Source organism: Delftia sp. WY8 (assembly GCF_018437695.1).
GTDB classification, from domain to species: Bacteria; Pseudomonadota; Gammaproteobacteria; order Burkholderiales; family Burkholderiaceae_C; genus Comamonas; species Comamonas tsuruhatensis.
In genome coordinates this window covers 4761755-4776892 of sequence record NZ_CP049795.1, presented here as the reverse complement: position 1 = coordinate 4776892, position 15138 = coordinate 4761755, and the positions used below count along the sequence as shown (strand labels likewise).

At 66.2% G+C, this 15138-nt stretch carries 13 protein-coding genes; 3 read left to right on the top strand and 10 right to left on the bottom strand.

Annotated features, from left to right (window positions below):
• The first annotated feature begins 269 nt into the window (after positions 1 to 269).
• Complete coding sequence (locus G4D77_RS21935; protein ID WP_213757737.1) at positions 270 to 2594, top strand: penicillin-binding protein 1A; 2325 nt, start codon at positions 270 to 272, stop codon at positions 2592 to 2594.
• A gap of 70 nt (positions 2595 to 2664) precedes the next feature.
• Here the strand turns inward: G4D77_RS21935 and cyaY are convergent, their stop codons facing one another.
• Entirely contained in the window at positions 2665 to 3003 is a 339-nt protein-coding gene (gene cyaY / locus G4D77_RS21930) for an iron donor protein CyaY (RefSeq protein WP_016445535.1), read from the bottom strand.
• A 12-nt stretch (positions 3004 to 3015) separates the two neighbouring features.
• Between cyaY and lptM the strand changes: the two genes are divergently transcribed.
• Both lptM and G4D77_RS21920 read left to right on the top strand, forming a co-directional pair.
• Positions 3016 to 3297 carry an LPS translocon maturation chaperone LptM gene (lptM, locus tag G4D77_RS21925; protein ID WP_082254145.1) on the top strand — a complete coding sequence of 94 codons (282 nt, stop codon included), beginning with the start codon at positions 3016 to 3018 and terminating at the stop codon, positions 3295 to 3297.
• A 91-nt stretch (positions 3298 to 3388) separates the two neighbouring features.
• A complete protein-coding gene (locus tag G4D77_RS21920; RefSeq protein WP_012207382.1) occupies positions 3389 to 4216 on the top strand; it encodes an oxygen-binding di-iron domain-containing protein in 828 nt (275 codons plus the stop codon).
• Here the strand turns inward: G4D77_RS21920 and msrQ are convergent.
• From msrQ to G4D77_RS21875, 9 genes are all read right to left on the bottom strand, one after another.
• Complete coding sequence (msrQ, locus tag G4D77_RS21915; protein ID WP_026062808.1) at positions 4213 to 4833, bottom strand: protein-methionine-sulfoxide reductase heme-binding subunit MsrQ; 621 nt, start codon at positions 4831 to 4833, stop codon at positions 4213 to 4215. The two genes, G4D77_RS21920 and msrQ, sit on opposite strands and share 4 nt — an antisense overlap.
• Positions 4834 to 4846: 13 nt before the next feature.
• Entirely contained in the window at positions 4847 to 5827 is a 981-nt protein-coding gene (msrP, locus tag G4D77_RS21910) for a protein-methionine-sulfoxide reductase catalytic subunit MsrP (RefSeq protein WP_016445533.1), read from the bottom strand.
• 192 nt (positions 5828 to 6019) lie between these two features.
• Positions 6020 to 7357: a c-type cytochrome biogenesis protein CcsB gene (gene ccsB, locus G4D77_RS21905; protein WP_016445532.1), complete on the bottom strand. Its 1338-nt coding sequence runs from the start codon at positions 7355 to 7357 to the stop codon at positions 6020 to 6022.
• The gene (locus G4D77_RS21900; RefSeq protein WP_047217117.1) at positions 7354 to 9537 is read right to left on the bottom strand and encodes a cytochrome c biogenesis protein ResB; all 2184 of its coding nucleotides are present in this window, start codon (positions 9535 to 9537) and stop codon (positions 7354 to 7356) included. Before G4D77_RS21900 ends, ccsB begins: the two co-directional genes overlap by 4 nt.
• Before the next feature lie 139 nt (positions 9538 to 9676).
• Positions 9677 to 10327: a c-type cytochrome gene (locus G4D77_RS21895; protein ID WP_016445530.1), complete on the bottom strand. Its 651-nt coding sequence runs from the start codon at positions 10325 to 10327 to the stop codon at positions 9677 to 9679.
• A gap of 279 nt (positions 10328 to 10606) precedes the next feature.
• Positions 10607 to 11539 carry an AraC family transcriptional regulator gene (locus G4D77_RS21890; protein WP_046238457.1) on the bottom strand — a complete coding sequence of 311 codons (933 nt, stop codon included), beginning with the start codon at positions 11537 to 11539 and terminating at the stop codon, positions 10607 to 10609.
• A gap of 61 nt (positions 11540 to 11600) precedes the next feature.
• Positions 11601 to 12569 (bottom strand): carbohydrate kinase family protein, encoded by a 969-nt coding sequence (locus tag G4D77_RS21885; RefSeq protein WP_047326510.1) that lies wholly within the window; start codon positions 12567 to 12569, stop codon positions 11601 to 11603.
• A gap of 1 nt (position 12570) precedes the next feature.
• Positions 12571 to 14010, bottom strand: a complete 1440-nt coding sequence (gene dalD, locus G4D77_RS21880; protein ID WP_154833584.1) for a D-arabinitol 4-dehydrogenase — start codon at positions 14008 to 14010, stop codon at positions 12571 to 12573.
• A 62-nt stretch (positions 14011 to 14072) separates the two neighbouring features.
• Positions 14073 to 15125, bottom strand: coding sequence for an ABC transporter ATP-binding protein (locus tag G4D77_RS21875; RefSeq protein ID WP_154833583.1), 1053 nt, complete (start codon positions 15123 to 15125; stop codon positions 14073 to 14075).
• Between the last annotated feature and the right edge of the window lie 13 nt (positions 15126 to 15138).

The following is a 15138-nucleotide window of genomic DNA, read 5'->3' as shown; positions in this document are numbered from 1 at the left end:
GCACGGTTGACGGTAGTGGCCAAAAACAGACATTGTTGCGGGCCATCAAATGCGACAGGAATGCACCCCTGCTTGCATGTCGGCCTGTACGCCTGGCTTAGGATGCGAGGCATGCGGCCATGCTGGCAACCGTGTGCAGCCGCCTCCTACCGACCCCCTGGGGAACGCATTTTTATAATGCGGCACTCCTCAGCACTCCCTGCGACATGCCGTCCTCAGACTCCCGAGAACCCCAGGCTGGAAAGCCTCGCTCCGCTCCGTCCAAGCCCATGCATTGGTTTCCCAAGGCCTTGCTATGGCTGGCGGGCATCGCCGTCGCCGGCGCGCTGGCCCTGATGCTGACCGTGGCCGTGGCCCTGGCCATGGCCTACCCCAACCTGCCCGACGTGTCCGAGCTGGCCGACTACCGGCCCAAGCTGCCGCTGCGCGTGTACTCCAGCGAAGGCGCCCTGCTGGGCGAGTTCGGCGAGGAGCGGCGCACGCTGACGCCCATCCAGGACATCCCCAAAGTGATGACCGACGCGGTGCTGGCCATTGAAGACACCCGCTTTTTCGAGCACGGTGGCGTCGACTACAAGGGCATGGCCCGCGCCGCGCTGGCCAATCTGGGCCGCGTGAAAAGCCAGGGCGCATCGACCATCACCATGCAGGTGGCACGCAATGTCTATCTGTCTTCCGAGAAAACTTTTACACGCAAAATTTACGAAGTCTTACTGACTTTCAAGCTAGAGCATCTGCTGAGCAAAAACCAGATTCTCGAGATCTACATGAACCAGATTTATCTGGGAAATCGGGCCTATGGCTTTGCCGCCGCCTGTGAAGCCTATTTCGGCAAGCCACTGAAGGACATCACCGTCGCCGAAGCGGCCATGCTGGCCGGCCTGCCCAAGGCGCCCTCGGCCTACAACCCGATCAGCAACCCCAAGCGCGCCCGCTCGCGCCAGCTCTACATCATCGAGCGCATGGAGGAAAACGGCTTCATCACGGCGGCCCAGGCCACTGAAGCCAAGGCCGAGCCGCTGAAGATCCGCACAGGCTCCTTCAACACCCGGGTGCATGCCGAGTACGTGGCCGAAATGGCGCGCCAGCTGATCTTTGCCCAGTACGGCAACGAGGCCTACACGCGCGGCCTGAACGTCTACACCACCATCAATGCCGGCGAACAGGAAGCCGCCTACGCCGCGCTGCGCCGCGGCATCATGGACTACGAGCGCCGCCAGAAGTACCGCGGCCCCGAGAAGTTCGTGGCCCTGCCCGCCAACGCCGAGGACCGTGAAGACGCCATTGACGACACCCTGGCCAACCACCCCGACAACGGAGACGTGCTCGCCGCCGTGGTGCTGGATGCCAACCCGCGCAAGATCCTGGCGGCCCGTGCCGACGGCGAGCAGATCGAGATCACGGGCGAAGGCCTCAAGCCTGCCGAATCGGGCCTGAACCCCAAGGCACCGCCCAACATCAAGATCCGTCCCGGTGCCGTGATCCGGGTGGTCAAGACGCCCAAGAACACCTGGGAAATCACGCAGCTGCCCGAGGTGGAAGGCGCCTTCGTGGCCCTGGTTCCCCAGACGGGCGCCTTGCGCGCCCTGATCGGCGGCTTCGACTTCCAGAAGAACAAGTTTAATCATGTGACCCAGGCCTGGCGCCAGCCCGGCTCGGCCTTCAAGCCCTTCATCTACTCCGCGGCGCTGGAAAAGGGCTTCTCGCCCTCCACCATGATCAATGACGCGCCGCTGTTCTTCAGTGCGGGCGTGACGGGGGGGCAGCCCTGGGAGCCCAAGAACTACGACAGCCGCTACGACGGGCCGATGACCATGCGCACAGGCCTGAACAAGTCCAAGAACATGATCTCCATCCGGCTGCTGCAGGCCGTGGGACCCAAACAGGGCCAGGAGTGGGTCACGCGCTTCGGCTTTGACGCCGCCAAGCACCCCGCCTACCTGACCATGGCTTTGGGCGCAGGTGCCGTCACGCCGCTGCAGCTGGCGGCCGGCTACTCCGTGTTTGCCAACGGCGGCCACCGCGTCAATCCCTGGCTGATTTCCCGCGTCACCGATCACAAGGGCCGCATCCTGTCCGAATTCACACCGCCCCCGGTGCAGGAACTGCCCCAGGCCATCGACGCGCGCAACGCCTTCATCATGGACAGCCTGCTGCAGGACGTGGCGCGCGTGGGCACGGCAGCGCGCGCGCAGTCCATGCTCAAGCGCCCCGACCTGTATGGCAAGACCGGCACGACCAACGATTCGGTGGATGCCTGGTTTGCGGGCTTCCAGCCCACGCTGGCCGCCGTATCCTGGATCGGCTACGACACGCCGCGCAACCTGGGCAGCCGCGAGACCGGCGGCGGCCTGAGCCTGCCGATCTGGATCAGCTTCATGCAGCACGCGCTCAAGGGCGTTCCCGTGGCCGAGATGCCCGTGCCGCCCGGCGTCGTGAACATGGGCGGCGAGTGGTACTACGAGGAAAACGCGCGCAACGGCGGCGTCAGCAGCCTGGGCATGGACAGTGCATCCACGGGCAGCGCCGCAGGCGCCACGCCCCCGCCCGCCACCGAGGAACGCAACCGCATCCTCGACCTGTTCCGCAACTGAGGCGGTCGACCACGCAAGAAAGCCCGGCCATGCCGGGCTTTTCTTTTGGAGCCAGCCGAAAGCCGGGGTCTCAGCGTGCCGAGAACTGCAGCACCAGGCCCGATTGCTCGGTGGCGTAGCGGCTCAGGTTGGCGAAGAACTCGCCCGCGCCCTTGGTATCGAGCCAGGCGCCCTGCGACGCGTCGTAGCGGTAGTGGAAGCCGCCGGCCTTGGCGGCCAGCCAGATCTCGTGCAGCGGCTTTTGCTGGTTGATCACGATCTGGCTGCGGTTGGCAAAGACCAGGGTCACCATGCCTCCCACGCGCTGGGCATCGAGGTCGGCATCGGTTTCATCGTTGATGCGATCGCAGTCTTGCTCCACCGCCAGCAGCAGTCGTTCGGCAAGGTCCAGAAATTCTTGGTCGGTCATTACAATTCGCTTATGTTGAAAGCCTCGCAAATTCTAGTCAGGTGCATTGCCCTTGGGGCCTGTGCGGCGTCCCTTGCGGCCTGTGGGCAGAAGGGGCCTCTGTTCCTGCCCAGCTCGCCAGCCGCCAGCCACCGCGCCACGCTGCCGCAGACCCTGGGCATCTCCAGCCCGGCCGAGCGGGCAACGCCCGCACCGGCGCCCACCACCTTGCCGACCGGCCCCTCCAATGCAGCCGTCGAGGAAAGCTCCACGCCCACGGGCGCCTCGGACTCCCGCAGGCCACAGGCCGACTGACGCGGCAGCCGCACTGCGGCTTGATGCACGTCAACCCCGCTGCATGGCATGGCGCTTAGAGTGACCGCATCTTGTCCCTCGACAACCCGCCATGCCCGTAGAGCTTTACCGAGACAAAAACCACGCCTGCCTGATGTTCACCGACCTCATCGAGGAAGATGGACAGGCCATCCAGGCCAACCAGTTCCTCATCGTCGATGACGACACGGGCGCCATCATCGATCCGGGCGGCAATCTCGCGTTCAACGAGCTGTTCATGGGCATGTCTCGGCATTTCGCGCCGCACAAGCTTTCCTATCTGATTGCCTCCCACGCCGATCCCGACATCATTGCCTCGCTGGATCGCTGGATGACCAGCACCAAGGCCCAGTTGGTGATCTCGCGCATCTGGGAGCGCTTTGCGCCCCACTTCACCAAGGTCGGCAAGACCGAGAACCGCGTGATCGGCGTGCCGGACGCCGGTGGCCGGCTGCCGCTGGGCCGCCATGAACTGCACCTGCTGCCCGCCCACTTCCTGCATGCCGAAGGCAACTTCCACTTCTACGACCCGGTCAGCCGCATCCTCTTCACGGGCGACCTCGGCGTGTCCCTGATGAATGGCATCGAGGCGCAGGTGCCCGTGACCGACCTCGTGCCGCACATCGCGCGCATGGAAGGCTTTCACCGCCGATACATGGTCTCCAACAAGATCCTGCGGCTGTGGGTGCAGATGGCGCGCCAGCTGCCCATCGACATGATCGTGCCCCAGCACGGCGCGCCCATCATGGGCGCCAAGGCGATTGCCGACCTGTTCAACTGGCTCGAAGGCCTGCAGTGCGGCATTGATCTGTTCGACCAGCGCAACTACCAGTTGCCCATGGCGGACATCGACCCTGTCACCCGCCAGTTGCGCCCTGCCCTGCGCGCCGTCGCCGGCTAGCTTCTGGCGCGCCGGCGGCGCAGTGCATGGGCCACACGCCAGCCCAGCAGCAGCGCAAGAATGGCGGCGTATACGCCGACCTCGGCGAAGTTGTTCTTGCCCGCGCGCATCCAGAAGAAATGCAGCAGGGCCAGCGGCGCCACCGCATAAATGCAGCGGTGCAGCCATTGCCAGCGCTTTGCGCCCATGGCCCGGAGCACACGGTGCGGCGATGTGGCGGCAAGCGCGGTCAGCAAGAGCAGGGCCGCAAAGCCCACGAGGATGAACGGGCGTTTGGGGATGTCGAGCACGATCTCGCCCCAGTCCAGCCCCATGTCGAACCACGCATAGCACAGCAGATGCAGCACGGCGTAGAAGAACACATACAGGCCCAGCATGCGCCGAAAGCGCGCCAGCGCCGTCAGCCCCAGCGCCTGGCGCAGCGGTGTCACGGCCAGCACCACGCAAAGAAAGCGCAGCGTCCAGTCGCCCGTGGAGCGCAGCAGGGCCTCGGCCGGATTGGCGCCAAGAGTGTTCAGGATGGCTCCGGCCAGCAGCCACGCAAACGGCAGCAGGCACACAAGAAACACCAGCGGCTTGGCCGCCCGGTGCAGCAAAAGGCGCTGTAACACCGTCATTGCATGGGCCGCATCAATAGAACTTCTTCAGATCCATGCCCGTGTAGAGCTGGCCGACCTGGGCTTCGTAGCCGTTGAACAGCAGCGTCTTGCGCTTCTTGGCGAACAGGCCATCCTCGCCAATGCGCCGCTCCGTGGCCTGGCTCCAGCGCGGGTGCGGCACGTCCGGGTTCACATTGGAATAAAAGCCGTACTCGTTGCGCGCCGCCTTGTTCCAGGCCGTGCCCGGCTCCTTGTCGGTCAGGCGGATGGCGACGATGCTCTTGGCGCTCTTGAAGCCGTATTTCCACGGCACGACCAGCCGCACGGGCGCGCCATTCTGGTTGGGCAGCACTTCGCCATACATGCCGAAGGCCAGCAGGGTCAGCGGGTGCATGGCCTCATCCAGGCGAAGCCCTTCCGTGTACGGCCAGTCGAGCACGCCGCTGCGCAGGCCCGGCATCTGCGCCTTGTCGGCCAGGGTGACAAATTCCACGTATTTCGCGCTGCCCAGCGGCTGCACCTTGCGCAGCAGTTCGGCCAGGGAATAGCCGACCCAGGGAATCACCATGGACCAGCCTTCCACGCAGCGCAGCCGGTAGATGCGCTCTTCCAGCGGTGCGAGCTTGAGCAGCGCATCCAGGTCCAGTGTCTGCGGCTGCTGGACCAGGCCTTCGATCTTCACTGTCCACGGCCGCGTCTTGAGCGTGTGGGCGTTCTTGGCAGGATCGTCCTTGTCCAGGCCGAATTCGTAGAAGTTGTTGTACTGCGACGCATCGGCATAGGCGGTGACGCGCTCCATGGAGTTCGCGCCCGGCACCTGCGAAGGCACGGAAGCCAGCGCCGCCAGCTTGCCGGGGCGCTGCACGCCTGCCGCCCAGCCCGGCAAGGCGGCACCGGCCGAACCTGCGGCCAGGTACTGCAGCCAGGCCCGGCGCTGCAGGTAGCTCGCCCGGGGCGTGATTTCGCTGCCTTGCGGATGTTGGAAGCCGTTGTCGTGGGAGCGGATCAGCATGGGAATCTCCGAAAGTGCCTGCTGCGGCAGGGGCGCCGGGCGGCATGACGATTGGGAGCCTTGCAGGCCCGCGCAAGTTCCATGCTACGCCCCAGCCTCAACTGCCATGAAAAAGAGCCGGATACAAAAAGGGCTGCATGCGCGCCGGCGCATGCAGCCCTTTGTTCGGCGGCGGTCCGAATCAGCAGCGGATCACAGCTCGCCGTAGCTGTGCAGTCCCGACAGGAACATGTTCACGCCCAGGAAGGCGAAGGTGGTGATGGCCAGCCCGCCCAGCGCCCACCAGGCGGACACGGTGCCGCGCAGCCCCTTGACCAGGCGCATGTGCAGCCAGGCCGCGTAGTTGAGCCAGACGATCAGCGCCCAGGTCTCCTTGGGGTCCCAGCTCCAGTAGCCGCCCCAGGCCTCGGCCGCCCACAGCGCGCCCAGCACGGTGGCGATGGTGAAGAAGGCAAAGCCCACGGCGATGGACTTGTACATCACATCGTCCAGCAGCTCGAAGCTGGGCAGCCGCTCGGCGATGCGCTTGCGCGCCAGCAGGATGCCGGCCACGATCAGCGCCGAGACGCCGAAGTACACCATCCAGTAGCTGCCGCCGTTGTCGGTCGCACCCTTGCGGAAAACGATGGGCTCGAAGCACAGCACCACGCCCAGCATCCACAGCGGCGCGAGCTTGTACCAGCGCGTCTCCGTGGCCTGCTGCTTGATCAGGTAGGCGAAGGAGACCATGGCCGCCAGCGCGAAGGTGCCGTAGCCGATGAAGTTGGCCGGCACATGCAGCTTCATCCACCAGCTCTTGAGCGCCGGCACCAGGGGCTGGATCTCGTGCGCCTCGCGCACCAGCGTGTACCACAGCAAAAAGCCCACGGCCGCGCTGACCACCAGCATCACGAAGCCACCCAGGGCGCGCGTGTCGTAGTGCTGTTCGTAGTACAGATAGAACAGCGCCGTCATCCAGCAGAACATGACGAACACTTCATAGAGATTGCTGACCGGGATGTGGCCCACATCGGGGCCGATCAGATAGCTCTCGTACCAGCGCACCATGGTGCCCACCAGCGCCAGCGTCACGGCCAGCCAGGCCAGGCGCGAGCCCAGCAGCGACAGCGCCGTGCCCTCGCCCCGCGCAAACATGCCGATCCAGTAGAAGACGGTGCTGATGAAGAACACCATGCTCATCCAGAGGATGGCCGACTGGCTGGACAGGAAGTACTTGAGGCCGAACACCGTGTCCGAGCGCGCCAGCTGCGCCCCCTCCGGCCCCTGGTACAGCGCAATGGCCAGCAGCGACAGCCCGGCCACCACCAGCATCAGCGCCCGCAGCGAGCGCCAGAACCAGCCCAGCCAGATGGCCGCGGGAATGGTGCCGACCAGGATGCACTTCTCGTAGACATCCATGTACTCGCCATAGCGCTGCAGCGCATAGAGCAGCCCCGCCGCCACGAGGGCCGCGAACACCCAGTCGAACCAGTTGCGGCGGGCGAAGAAGCCCTCGTTGAGCGTCAAAGTCGTCGTGGTGGCGGTGTTCATGCGGAACCTCCGGGGGGTTTCTTGTGGATGGGCTCGGCGCCTATCAGCTTGCCGGCCAGCATGGCGAATTCTCTATCACCATCGAGCGTTTTGCGATTGGTGGACAAGGCCATTTCGGCATGGCTTTGGCCATCGCGAGGCGTGAGCCAGATCCAGATGCGGCGGTCGCGCACGTACAGCATGCAGAACACGCCGATGATGAGGAACAGGCAGCCCAGATACACCACGTTCTTGCCCGGCGCACGCGCCACCTGGAACACGCTGGCCTGCACCTGCTTGAAGTCCTGCAGCATGAAGACCATGGGCACGGGGTAGAACTGCGAGTCGCTGAGCGAGAACACGGCCTGTGTCATGAAGGACTGCGTCTGCTCGCTGGGCTCCAGCGGTGCCTGGCCGGCCTGGGCCCGCACGATCTGGGCCATCTCGAACAGCACGCCATTGAGAATGCGCACCAGCACCTCGCCCGCGCGTTCACGCTCGGCCGCGGGCACATTGCTTTCCATGAAATCGGAGATGGCCTGCAGCCCGCCCAGCGGCTTGCCATCGGGACCCTTCTTGTCGGTCTGTCCCGCGAACAGCTCCAGCGCCTTGGTGGCCGACTGCGCCAGCGCACCGCTCAGCTCGGAGCGCGAGGAATCGATGGCCTTGGCCACATAGGCCCGGGCCGCCTGCTCGCGCAGTTTGGGATCCTGCAGCGCGCTGCGCAGGCGCAGGAAGGTGTCCATTTCGCTTTCGGGGTCGGCGGGAATGCGCAGATAGCGCATGGCGTCGGCCTGGTTGTCGCGCACGCCCAGCAGGAACACGCGCTGGCCGTCGCCCGTGTCCACGGGCAGCATGTAGTTCTGGAACTCGCGCGCCTGGCCCGCGGCATCGCGCAGCTTGTAGCGGATGCTGGGGCCGATGTTGCGCAGTTCCTTCTTGGTCACGGTCTTGTGGGCCGCGCCCAGGCGCTCGTCGATGGCCTGCTTCAGGTCCACCTTGCGCACATCGGTGGCGCTGCCACTGGCGCCGCCCGCACCGCCGAAGTTCTCGACGTTGATGGTGCGCAGCTCGGCAAACTCCAGCGTCAGCGCCTCGTCCTTGCCGTCGGCGAGCTTGCGCGTGAACTGGCTGGAGCCGCCAATCACGCCTTCGACATCGAAGGGCTTGGTCCCGGCCTCCAGCGGCACGGCATGCAGCTTCACCGACGAGCCGCCGTCATCAAAGCTGGACTGGTAGATCTCGATGCCGCGGTAGCTGGCCGGGTGGTTGACCTCGATGCGCTTTTCCAGCTTCTCGCCCGTGGCCTTGTCGTGGATGACGACCTCGCTGGCAAACAGCTTGGGCATGCCCGTGGAGTAGTACTCGACGATGAACTTCTTGAGCTCCACCGCAAAGGGCAGCTCCTGCAGCAGCACGCCATCGGACTGCGACAGGATGGCCGTGCCCGCCGTGCCGCCCTCGGTCACCAGCAGGTTGCCGCGGAAGGTGGGGTTGCGTTCGCTCAGCCGGTGCTGCTCGGACACCTCGGAGATCAGGCCACCGCCGGTATAAGGTGTTTTGCCTCCCAGCCACATCTGCGCACGCACGATGAGGTCACCGTCGAACAGCCCCCCCAGGCAGATCAGCACGATGGCGCCATGGGCGGCGATGTAGCCCAGCTTGTGGGCCGCGCCCGCCTTGGCCGCCAGCATCCAGCCCGTGCCGGGACCGGCCGCCGTATCGCGCTGCTGCAGCCGCACCTTCCAGCCGCCCGACACCAGCTGCTGACCCAGGCGCCTGGCGGCTTCCTCGGTGCTGCCGGGCACCACGTTCTGCGCACGGTGGCCGAAGGCCTTGAGGCTTTGTTCGCGAACGTTTTCCTTGTAGCTGCGCAGATCGGCCAGGTACTTGGGCGCATGGCGTGCCACGCACAGCGAGGTGCTGATCACCAGAAAGGCCAGGATCAGCAGGAACCACCAGGCGCTGTAGACCGCATTGAGCTTGAGCGCAAGAAACAGCTGGGCCCAGAACGGTCCGAACTGGTTGACGTAGTTGCCCACCGGCTCATGCTGCTTGAGCACGGTGCCGATCACCGAGGCAATGCAGATGACCGTCAGCAGCGAGATCGCAAAGCGCATCGATGCCAGCAGCTCCAGCATCGCGCGCGCGGCCTGCGGGCGGGGAGAGGCAAGAGCGGCACCGGAAGAGTTGTCTGACATGAAGAGCGAAAAACCAAAACCCGAATGAAAAAAGCGGGACCATCTGCATTCATGCGATGGACCCGCCTGGCTTGGGGCGTCTATAGGGCAATAGGTTCCCGGTGATTACCCTGGGAACCGCATCGGTTCCGGGAGCACATCAACGCAGGCCAGCGATGTAGTCTGCCACGGCCTTGATTTCGCGATCGTTAAGCTTGGCAGCAACCTGCGTCATCTGAATGCTATTGCCGCGCTTGCCGTCACGGAAGGCCGTGAGCTGGGTGGTGGTGTAGTCGGCGTGCTGGCCGGCCAGACGCGGGTACTGGGCCGGGATGCCGGCGCCGTTGGGGCTGTGGCAGCCTGCGCAGGCGGCGATGTTGCGCTCCTGGATGCCACCACGGTAGATGCGCTCGCCCATGGCCACCAGGTCCTTGTCCTTGGCAAAGCCGTCCTTGGGCTTTTGCGCATGCAGCCAGGCGGCGATGTTCTTCATGTCAGGCTCGCTGAGCATGCTGGCAAAGCCCTTCATCACCGGGTCCTTGCGCTTGTCGTCCTTGAACTCCAGCAACTGCTTGACCAGGTACTCGGGATGCTGGCCGGCCAGCTTGGGCTGGATGGGCACCGTCGAATTGCCGTCGGCCGCATGGCATGCCGCGCAGACGGCGGTGTAGCTGGCCTCGCCCTTCGCCAGATCGGCCTTGGCCGCCTTCGGCTGAGCCGGGGCAGCAGGTGCCTCGCCAGCGGAGAAAGCGGGAAAGGCGGGGGCTGCAGCAAGAATGGCAGCCGTCAGCAAAGAGGCAAGCAACTTCATATCGAGGGCGTGGTTCTGTTGTTGAAAGCGCAAAATTCGGCGGATTCTACAATGGGGCCACCTGTGATTGATATCGTCAGGAACCCTGCTTTCGCCCCTGCGCGCAGAGGAAGACACATTCCTTGATCGTGGTCACAAACCGGCCACGGATCCGGTGCGGAACATGTGTTTTTCGCAACCCAGCATATCGATCTGTGCCAGCGCGGCAATAAGGGCTCTACCCATGTGGCGCGCAATACCACACCCCTTCTTTCCCGGATTCCAGGCCCCTCGCCCGCCTCAGCCAGCGCCGAAGCGGCTTTCGGCCTGCCTGCGGAACTCCGAGGGCGTCATCCCCTTGATTTCCAGGAAGCGGCGGTTGAAGTTGGCCAGATTGCTGAAGCCGACCTGAAAACAGATATCGGCGATGAAGCAATCGGTCTGCATGAGCAGATGGCAGGCACTGTTGATGCGCACGCGGCTGACAAAGTCGGTGAAGCTGTTGCCTGTGGCACGGCGAAAGAAACGGCTGAAGCGGCTTTCGCTCATGCCCAGTTCGGCCGCCACGTCCGCCAGGCTCAGCGGCTCGTTCACGCGCGCCATGATGCGGTTGACCACCTCGTTGATCTGGTCCACCTGGGCCTCGGCCTGCACGCCCTGCATCTGCACGGCCGACAGCAGCCGGTAGTCGGTGCATTCGGAAAGATCAGACAGCAGATCACAAAAGGCCGCGAAGCGGCGCATGCCGCGCGCACCCCGGACCGCCTCCCAGTGCACGCGCGCTGCCTCGGCCATGCCGAAGAACTCGATGCCGTGGCGCGCGCGGTCCAGCAGCTGCAGTACCTCGCGCATCTCGGGGATCTGCTCGGCCGCAAGGGCAATGGGATCGTGGTTGAACAGGATGACGAGATCGCGTTCGGGCGCGCCGGCCTCGGGCACGTCGAACGATATCCAGTTGTGCGGCAGGCGCGGCCCGCACAGCACGAGGTGGCCCGGCTCGAACGGCCCTATCCAGTCACCCACGAAGGCACGGCCCGAGGTGTGGGTGATGAGATGCAGCTCGTACTCGTCATGGAAATGCCAGCGCACCAGCGGACTCGGGAAACCATGTGCCAGGCAGCGCACCAGGCCACTGCCCTCCACGTCTTCATAGCCGAGGGCGGGCGTGCGGACAAAGTCGCGCTCCAGTTCGGGATGGCGCTGGCGCGGCGGGCGGCGGCGTGTGCTGGGCATGGCAGTCGGTCAATCAGGGACGATGAGACGGGCACAGGGCGCACGGTAACACCGGCGGCCGCTACGCCCTGTGGTGCTGCTGCGCCTGCGCAGCATCCAGGCCCCCAAGCGCGGCATCCAGCTCCGCACGCCAGGGCGGCTGGGCGCCGGCGCGCGTGCAGTTGAGCGCGGCAGCCGTGGCCGCAAAGCGCAGCACCTCGCGCCACGCGGCATCTGGCAGGGACTTCAACTGCTGCGCCTGCTCCACGCCGCGCTCGAGCAACGCCACGGACAGTGCCGCGCCAAAGGTGTCGCCCGCGCCGATGGTGTCCGCCAGCGGCACTGCAGGCGGGCGCACCGACAGCGGAGCGCGGTCTGCGCGCAGCAAGGTGGCGCCCTCGGCCCCCTGCGTGAGCACCACGGCCCTGGGCCCACGCGACAGCCAGCTCCCGGCAGCCTCCAGCACCGGCTGACCGGGCGCGATGAAGGCCGCATCCTCGTCGCTGAGCTTGACCAGGTCGGCCAGGGCCAGCCAGTCCAGGCAGTCGCGCCGGAAGGCCTGCGCATCGCGGATCAGCGTGGGACGCACATTGGGGTCGAAGACGATGAGGCGCCGACCGCGCTGCGCGGCCACCAGATCCAGGATGCGCGGCCCCGCCGGCGCATGCAGCAGCGCGATGGAGCCGAACTGCAGGATGCGGCATTCGTCCGGCAACTTCGGCAGCTCGGCAGGCGCCCACAGCGTGTCGGCCGTGCCCTGCATGTAGAAGGCATAGCGGTTGGTGTGTTCGCCGCGCTCCACAAAGGCCAGCGTGCTGGGCGCGCTGCAGCGCTGCACCAGGCGCATGTCCACGCCGTTGCGCTGCAGGTGCGCGAACAGGCGCTCGCCAAATAGGTCCTCCGAGAGCTGCGAGACAAGGCCCGTGGCCTGCCCCAGCCGTGCCGCCGCGATGGCGCCATTGGCGGGCGCCCCGCCCTCATGGCCCTGGAAGGCCAGGCCACCCGTGGCGGTGAAATCGATCAGGGCCTCGCCCACGATGGCTATGCGCATGTCAGCTCCGCCTTGTGCATGTTTCGGTTCTGTCCACAAATGCCCGTACCCGCTCCGAGGCCCGGCGCACCGACTCCACCAGCTGCGGATGGCCTGCCACCTCGCCCCACAGCAGCGGCTCGGCGCACAGCGAGGCCACGGGATCGGGCGCCGCGCAGATGGCATGCGCCACCGCCGGGTCCATGGCCTGGTCCTGGTACGCATAGGGCAGTGTGCCCCGGTGCCAGCGCTGCAGGAAGGCCAGGAACAGCGCTGGCAGCATGGCCGCGGCATCGATGGCGGCGTTGTCCGCCAGCCGCTCGCGCAGCGTGGGCGCGATGAAGCCGGGGATCTTGGCAAACCCATCGGCCGCCACGCGCTGGTTGGTGTCGCGCAGGGCCGCATTGCCAAAGCGCTCCAGCACCGTGTCACGGTAGGCCGGCAGGTCCAGCGGGCTGGGCCGGCCCGGTGCGCAAAGGCAGGCGATCACATCCCGGGTCACGTAGTCCCAGGCCATTTGGCGTATCGCGGGCACGGCGCAGCCTTCGTGGATATGCTCCAGGCCCGCCAGCGTCCCGGCCCAGGCGATGCAGCTGTGGCTGGCGTTGAGGATGCGGATCTTGGCCTCTTCGTAAGGCGCCACCGAGGGCACCAGCTCCACGCCCACGGTCTGCCAGGCGGGGCGCCCGGCAATGAAGCGGTCCTCGATCACCCATTGCGTGAAGCGCTCGGCCATCACCGCGGCCTCGTCGTCGCGGCCGGTGGCGGCCAGCACGCGCGCGCGCAGCTCAGGTGGCGGGCGGGGAGTGATGCGATCGACCATGGCGTTGGGGCAGCTGGTATGCCGCTGTGCCCAGTCGGCCAGCCCATGCAACTGTGCCTGGCGCATGAAGGCCAGCAGGCCGGCGCGCAGGCGGTCGCCGTTGTGGCGCAGGTTGTCGCAGCTCAGCAGCGTGACGGGGCCGGCATCGGTGGCGCGGCGCGCCTGCAGGATGGCGCAGAGCACGCCATAGAGGGTGGTCCCCGCCTCGCCCCGGCGTGCGCGCTCCAGGTCCTGCGCCAGATCGGTATGCGCGGCGTCGAGCGCTCCCTGACCATCCAGGCAGTAACCGGCCTCGGTGACCGTGAAGGAGATGATGCGGGTGGCCGGCCAGGCGCCCCGCTGCACGACGGCGGCCAGCCCGGGCGCGTACGGAATCACCTCGCTCAAGGCATCCATCCACTGGTAGTGCACCGTGCCGTTGGGCGCAATCGTCTCCAGCGTGTAGGCACCGCCTTGTCGCACCAGGGCCTCCAGCGTCTGCGCCATGTCAGGGCGCAGGTTGGCGCCCACCAGCGCCCACTGCGTGTCGCCCGCATCCATCAATCGCTGCTGGTAGGCAGCCTGGTGCGCGCGATGGAAAGAGCCCAGTCCCAGGTGCAGCACCGTGGGGCGGGAAAGGGAGGGGGCAGTCGCGTTCATGGTGTCCCGGACAAAGGGATGGGAAGAGACGGAAAGAAGAAGGCAGGGCTCGGCCGCCAGGCTCAGCAGGCCGCCAGCGCACGGCCATCGCGGTCGAACAGATGGAGCATGCAGCCCGGGTCGAGGCACACCCTCACCCCATCGCCCACGGCCAGCGGCATGCGCTCGGTCTGGCGCGCCACCAGCGGCACGCCGGCCACGTCCACATGGACCAGCGTGTCGGCACCCAAGGCTTCGATCAGGTCCACGCGCCCCTGGACGCCAGCCCCATCACTGGGACCTGCATCTGCCTGGGACAGGCGCAGCGCCTCGGGGCGTATGCCCAGCGTGCCGTCCGGCGGCAAGCGCCCCTGCGTGCTGGCCGACAGGCCCGGCACGGCATGGGCCGCCAGCAGGTTCATCGGCGGCATGCCGATGAACTGCGCGACAAAGCGGTTGGCCGGGCGGTCATAGAGCTCCAGAGGAGAGCCCACCTGCTCGATGGCGCCGTCGCGCATCACCACCACGCGGTCGGCCAGGGTCATGGCCTCCACCTGGTCGTGCGTCACATAGATGGTGGTGGCGCCCAATGCACGGTGCAGCTTGAGGATTTCCACGCGCGTGTTGCCGCGCAGCGCCGCATCCAGATTGGACAGCGGCTCGTCGAACAGGAAGACCTTGGGCTCGCGCACGATGGCGCGTCCGATGGCCACGCGCTGGCGCTGCCCGCCCGACAGCTCGCCCGGGCGGCGCTCCAGGCAGGCCGTGAGATTGAGCGTTTCTGCCGCCCGGCCGACCTTGCGCAATATCTCCTTGCGCGGCACGCCCGCCAGGCGCAGCGCAAAGGACATGTTGTCGTACACGCTCATGTGCGGGTACAGCGCATAGCTCTGGAACACCATGGCCAGATCGCGCCGGCCCGAGGGCGCGTGCGTGATGTCGCGCCCATCGAGCAGCAGATGGCCCGCGCTGACGGACTCCAGCCCCGCGATCAGGCGCAGCAGCGTGGATTTTCCGCAGCCCGAGGGGCCGACGAAGACGATGAACTCGCCGCGCTCGATGGCGAGGTCCACGCCACGGATGATGTGCGCCTCGCCAAAACTCTTGCGCATGTCTTGCAGTTGCAGATAGGCCATGGTTTTCTTGGTT

Coding starts and splice junctions, on each gene's coding strand:
- ccsB (WP_016445532.1), bottom strand. CDS start 7,357: ATGAACACCGCCACCACGACGACTTTGACGCTCAACGAGGGCTTCTTC.
- G4D77_RS21920 (WP_012207382.1), top strand. CDS start 3,389: ATGCCCGTAGAGCTTTACCGAGACAAAAACCACGCCTGCCTGATGTTC.
- G4D77_RS21875 (WP_154833583.1), bottom strand. CDS start 15,125: ATGGCCTATCTGCAACTGCAAGACATGCGCAAGAGTTTTGGCGAGGCG.
- G4D77_RS21935 (WP_213757737.1), top strand. CDS start 270: ATGCATTGGTTTCCCAAGGCCTTGCTATGGCTGGCGGGCATCGCCGTC.
- lptM (WP_082254145.1), top strand. CDS start 3,016: ATGTTGAAAGCCTCGCAAATTCTAGTCAGGTGCATTGCCCTTGGGGCC.
- msrQ (WP_026062808.1), bottom strand. CDS start 4,833: ATGACGGTGTTACAGCGCCTTTTGCTGCACCGGGCGGCCAAGCCGCTG.
- cyaY (WP_016445535.1), bottom strand. CDS start 3,003: ATGACCGACCAAGAATTTCTGGACCTTGCCGAACGACTGCTGCTGGCG.
- G4D77_RS21900 (WP_047217117.1), bottom strand. CDS start 9,537: ATGTCAGACAACTCTTCCGGTGCCGCTCTTGCCTCTCCCCGCCCGCAG.
- G4D77_RS21885 (WP_047326510.1), bottom strand. CDS start 12,569: ATGCGCATAGCCATCGTGGGCGAGGCCCTGATCGATTTCACCGCCACG.
- G4D77_RS21895 (WP_016445530.1), bottom strand. CDS start 10,327: ATGAAGTTGCTTGCCTCTTTGCTGACGGCTGCCATTCTTGCTGCAGCC.
- dalD (WP_154833584.1), bottom strand. CDS start 14,010: ATGAACGCGACTGCCCCCTCCCTTTCCCGCCCCACGGTGCTGCACCTG.
- G4D77_RS21890 (WP_046238457.1), bottom strand. CDS start 11,539: ATGCCCAGCACACGCCGCCGCCCGCCGCGCCAGCGCCATCCCGAACTG.
- msrP (WP_016445533.1), bottom strand. CDS start 5,827: ATGCTGATCCGCTCCCACGACAACGGCTTCCAACATCCGCAAGGCAGC.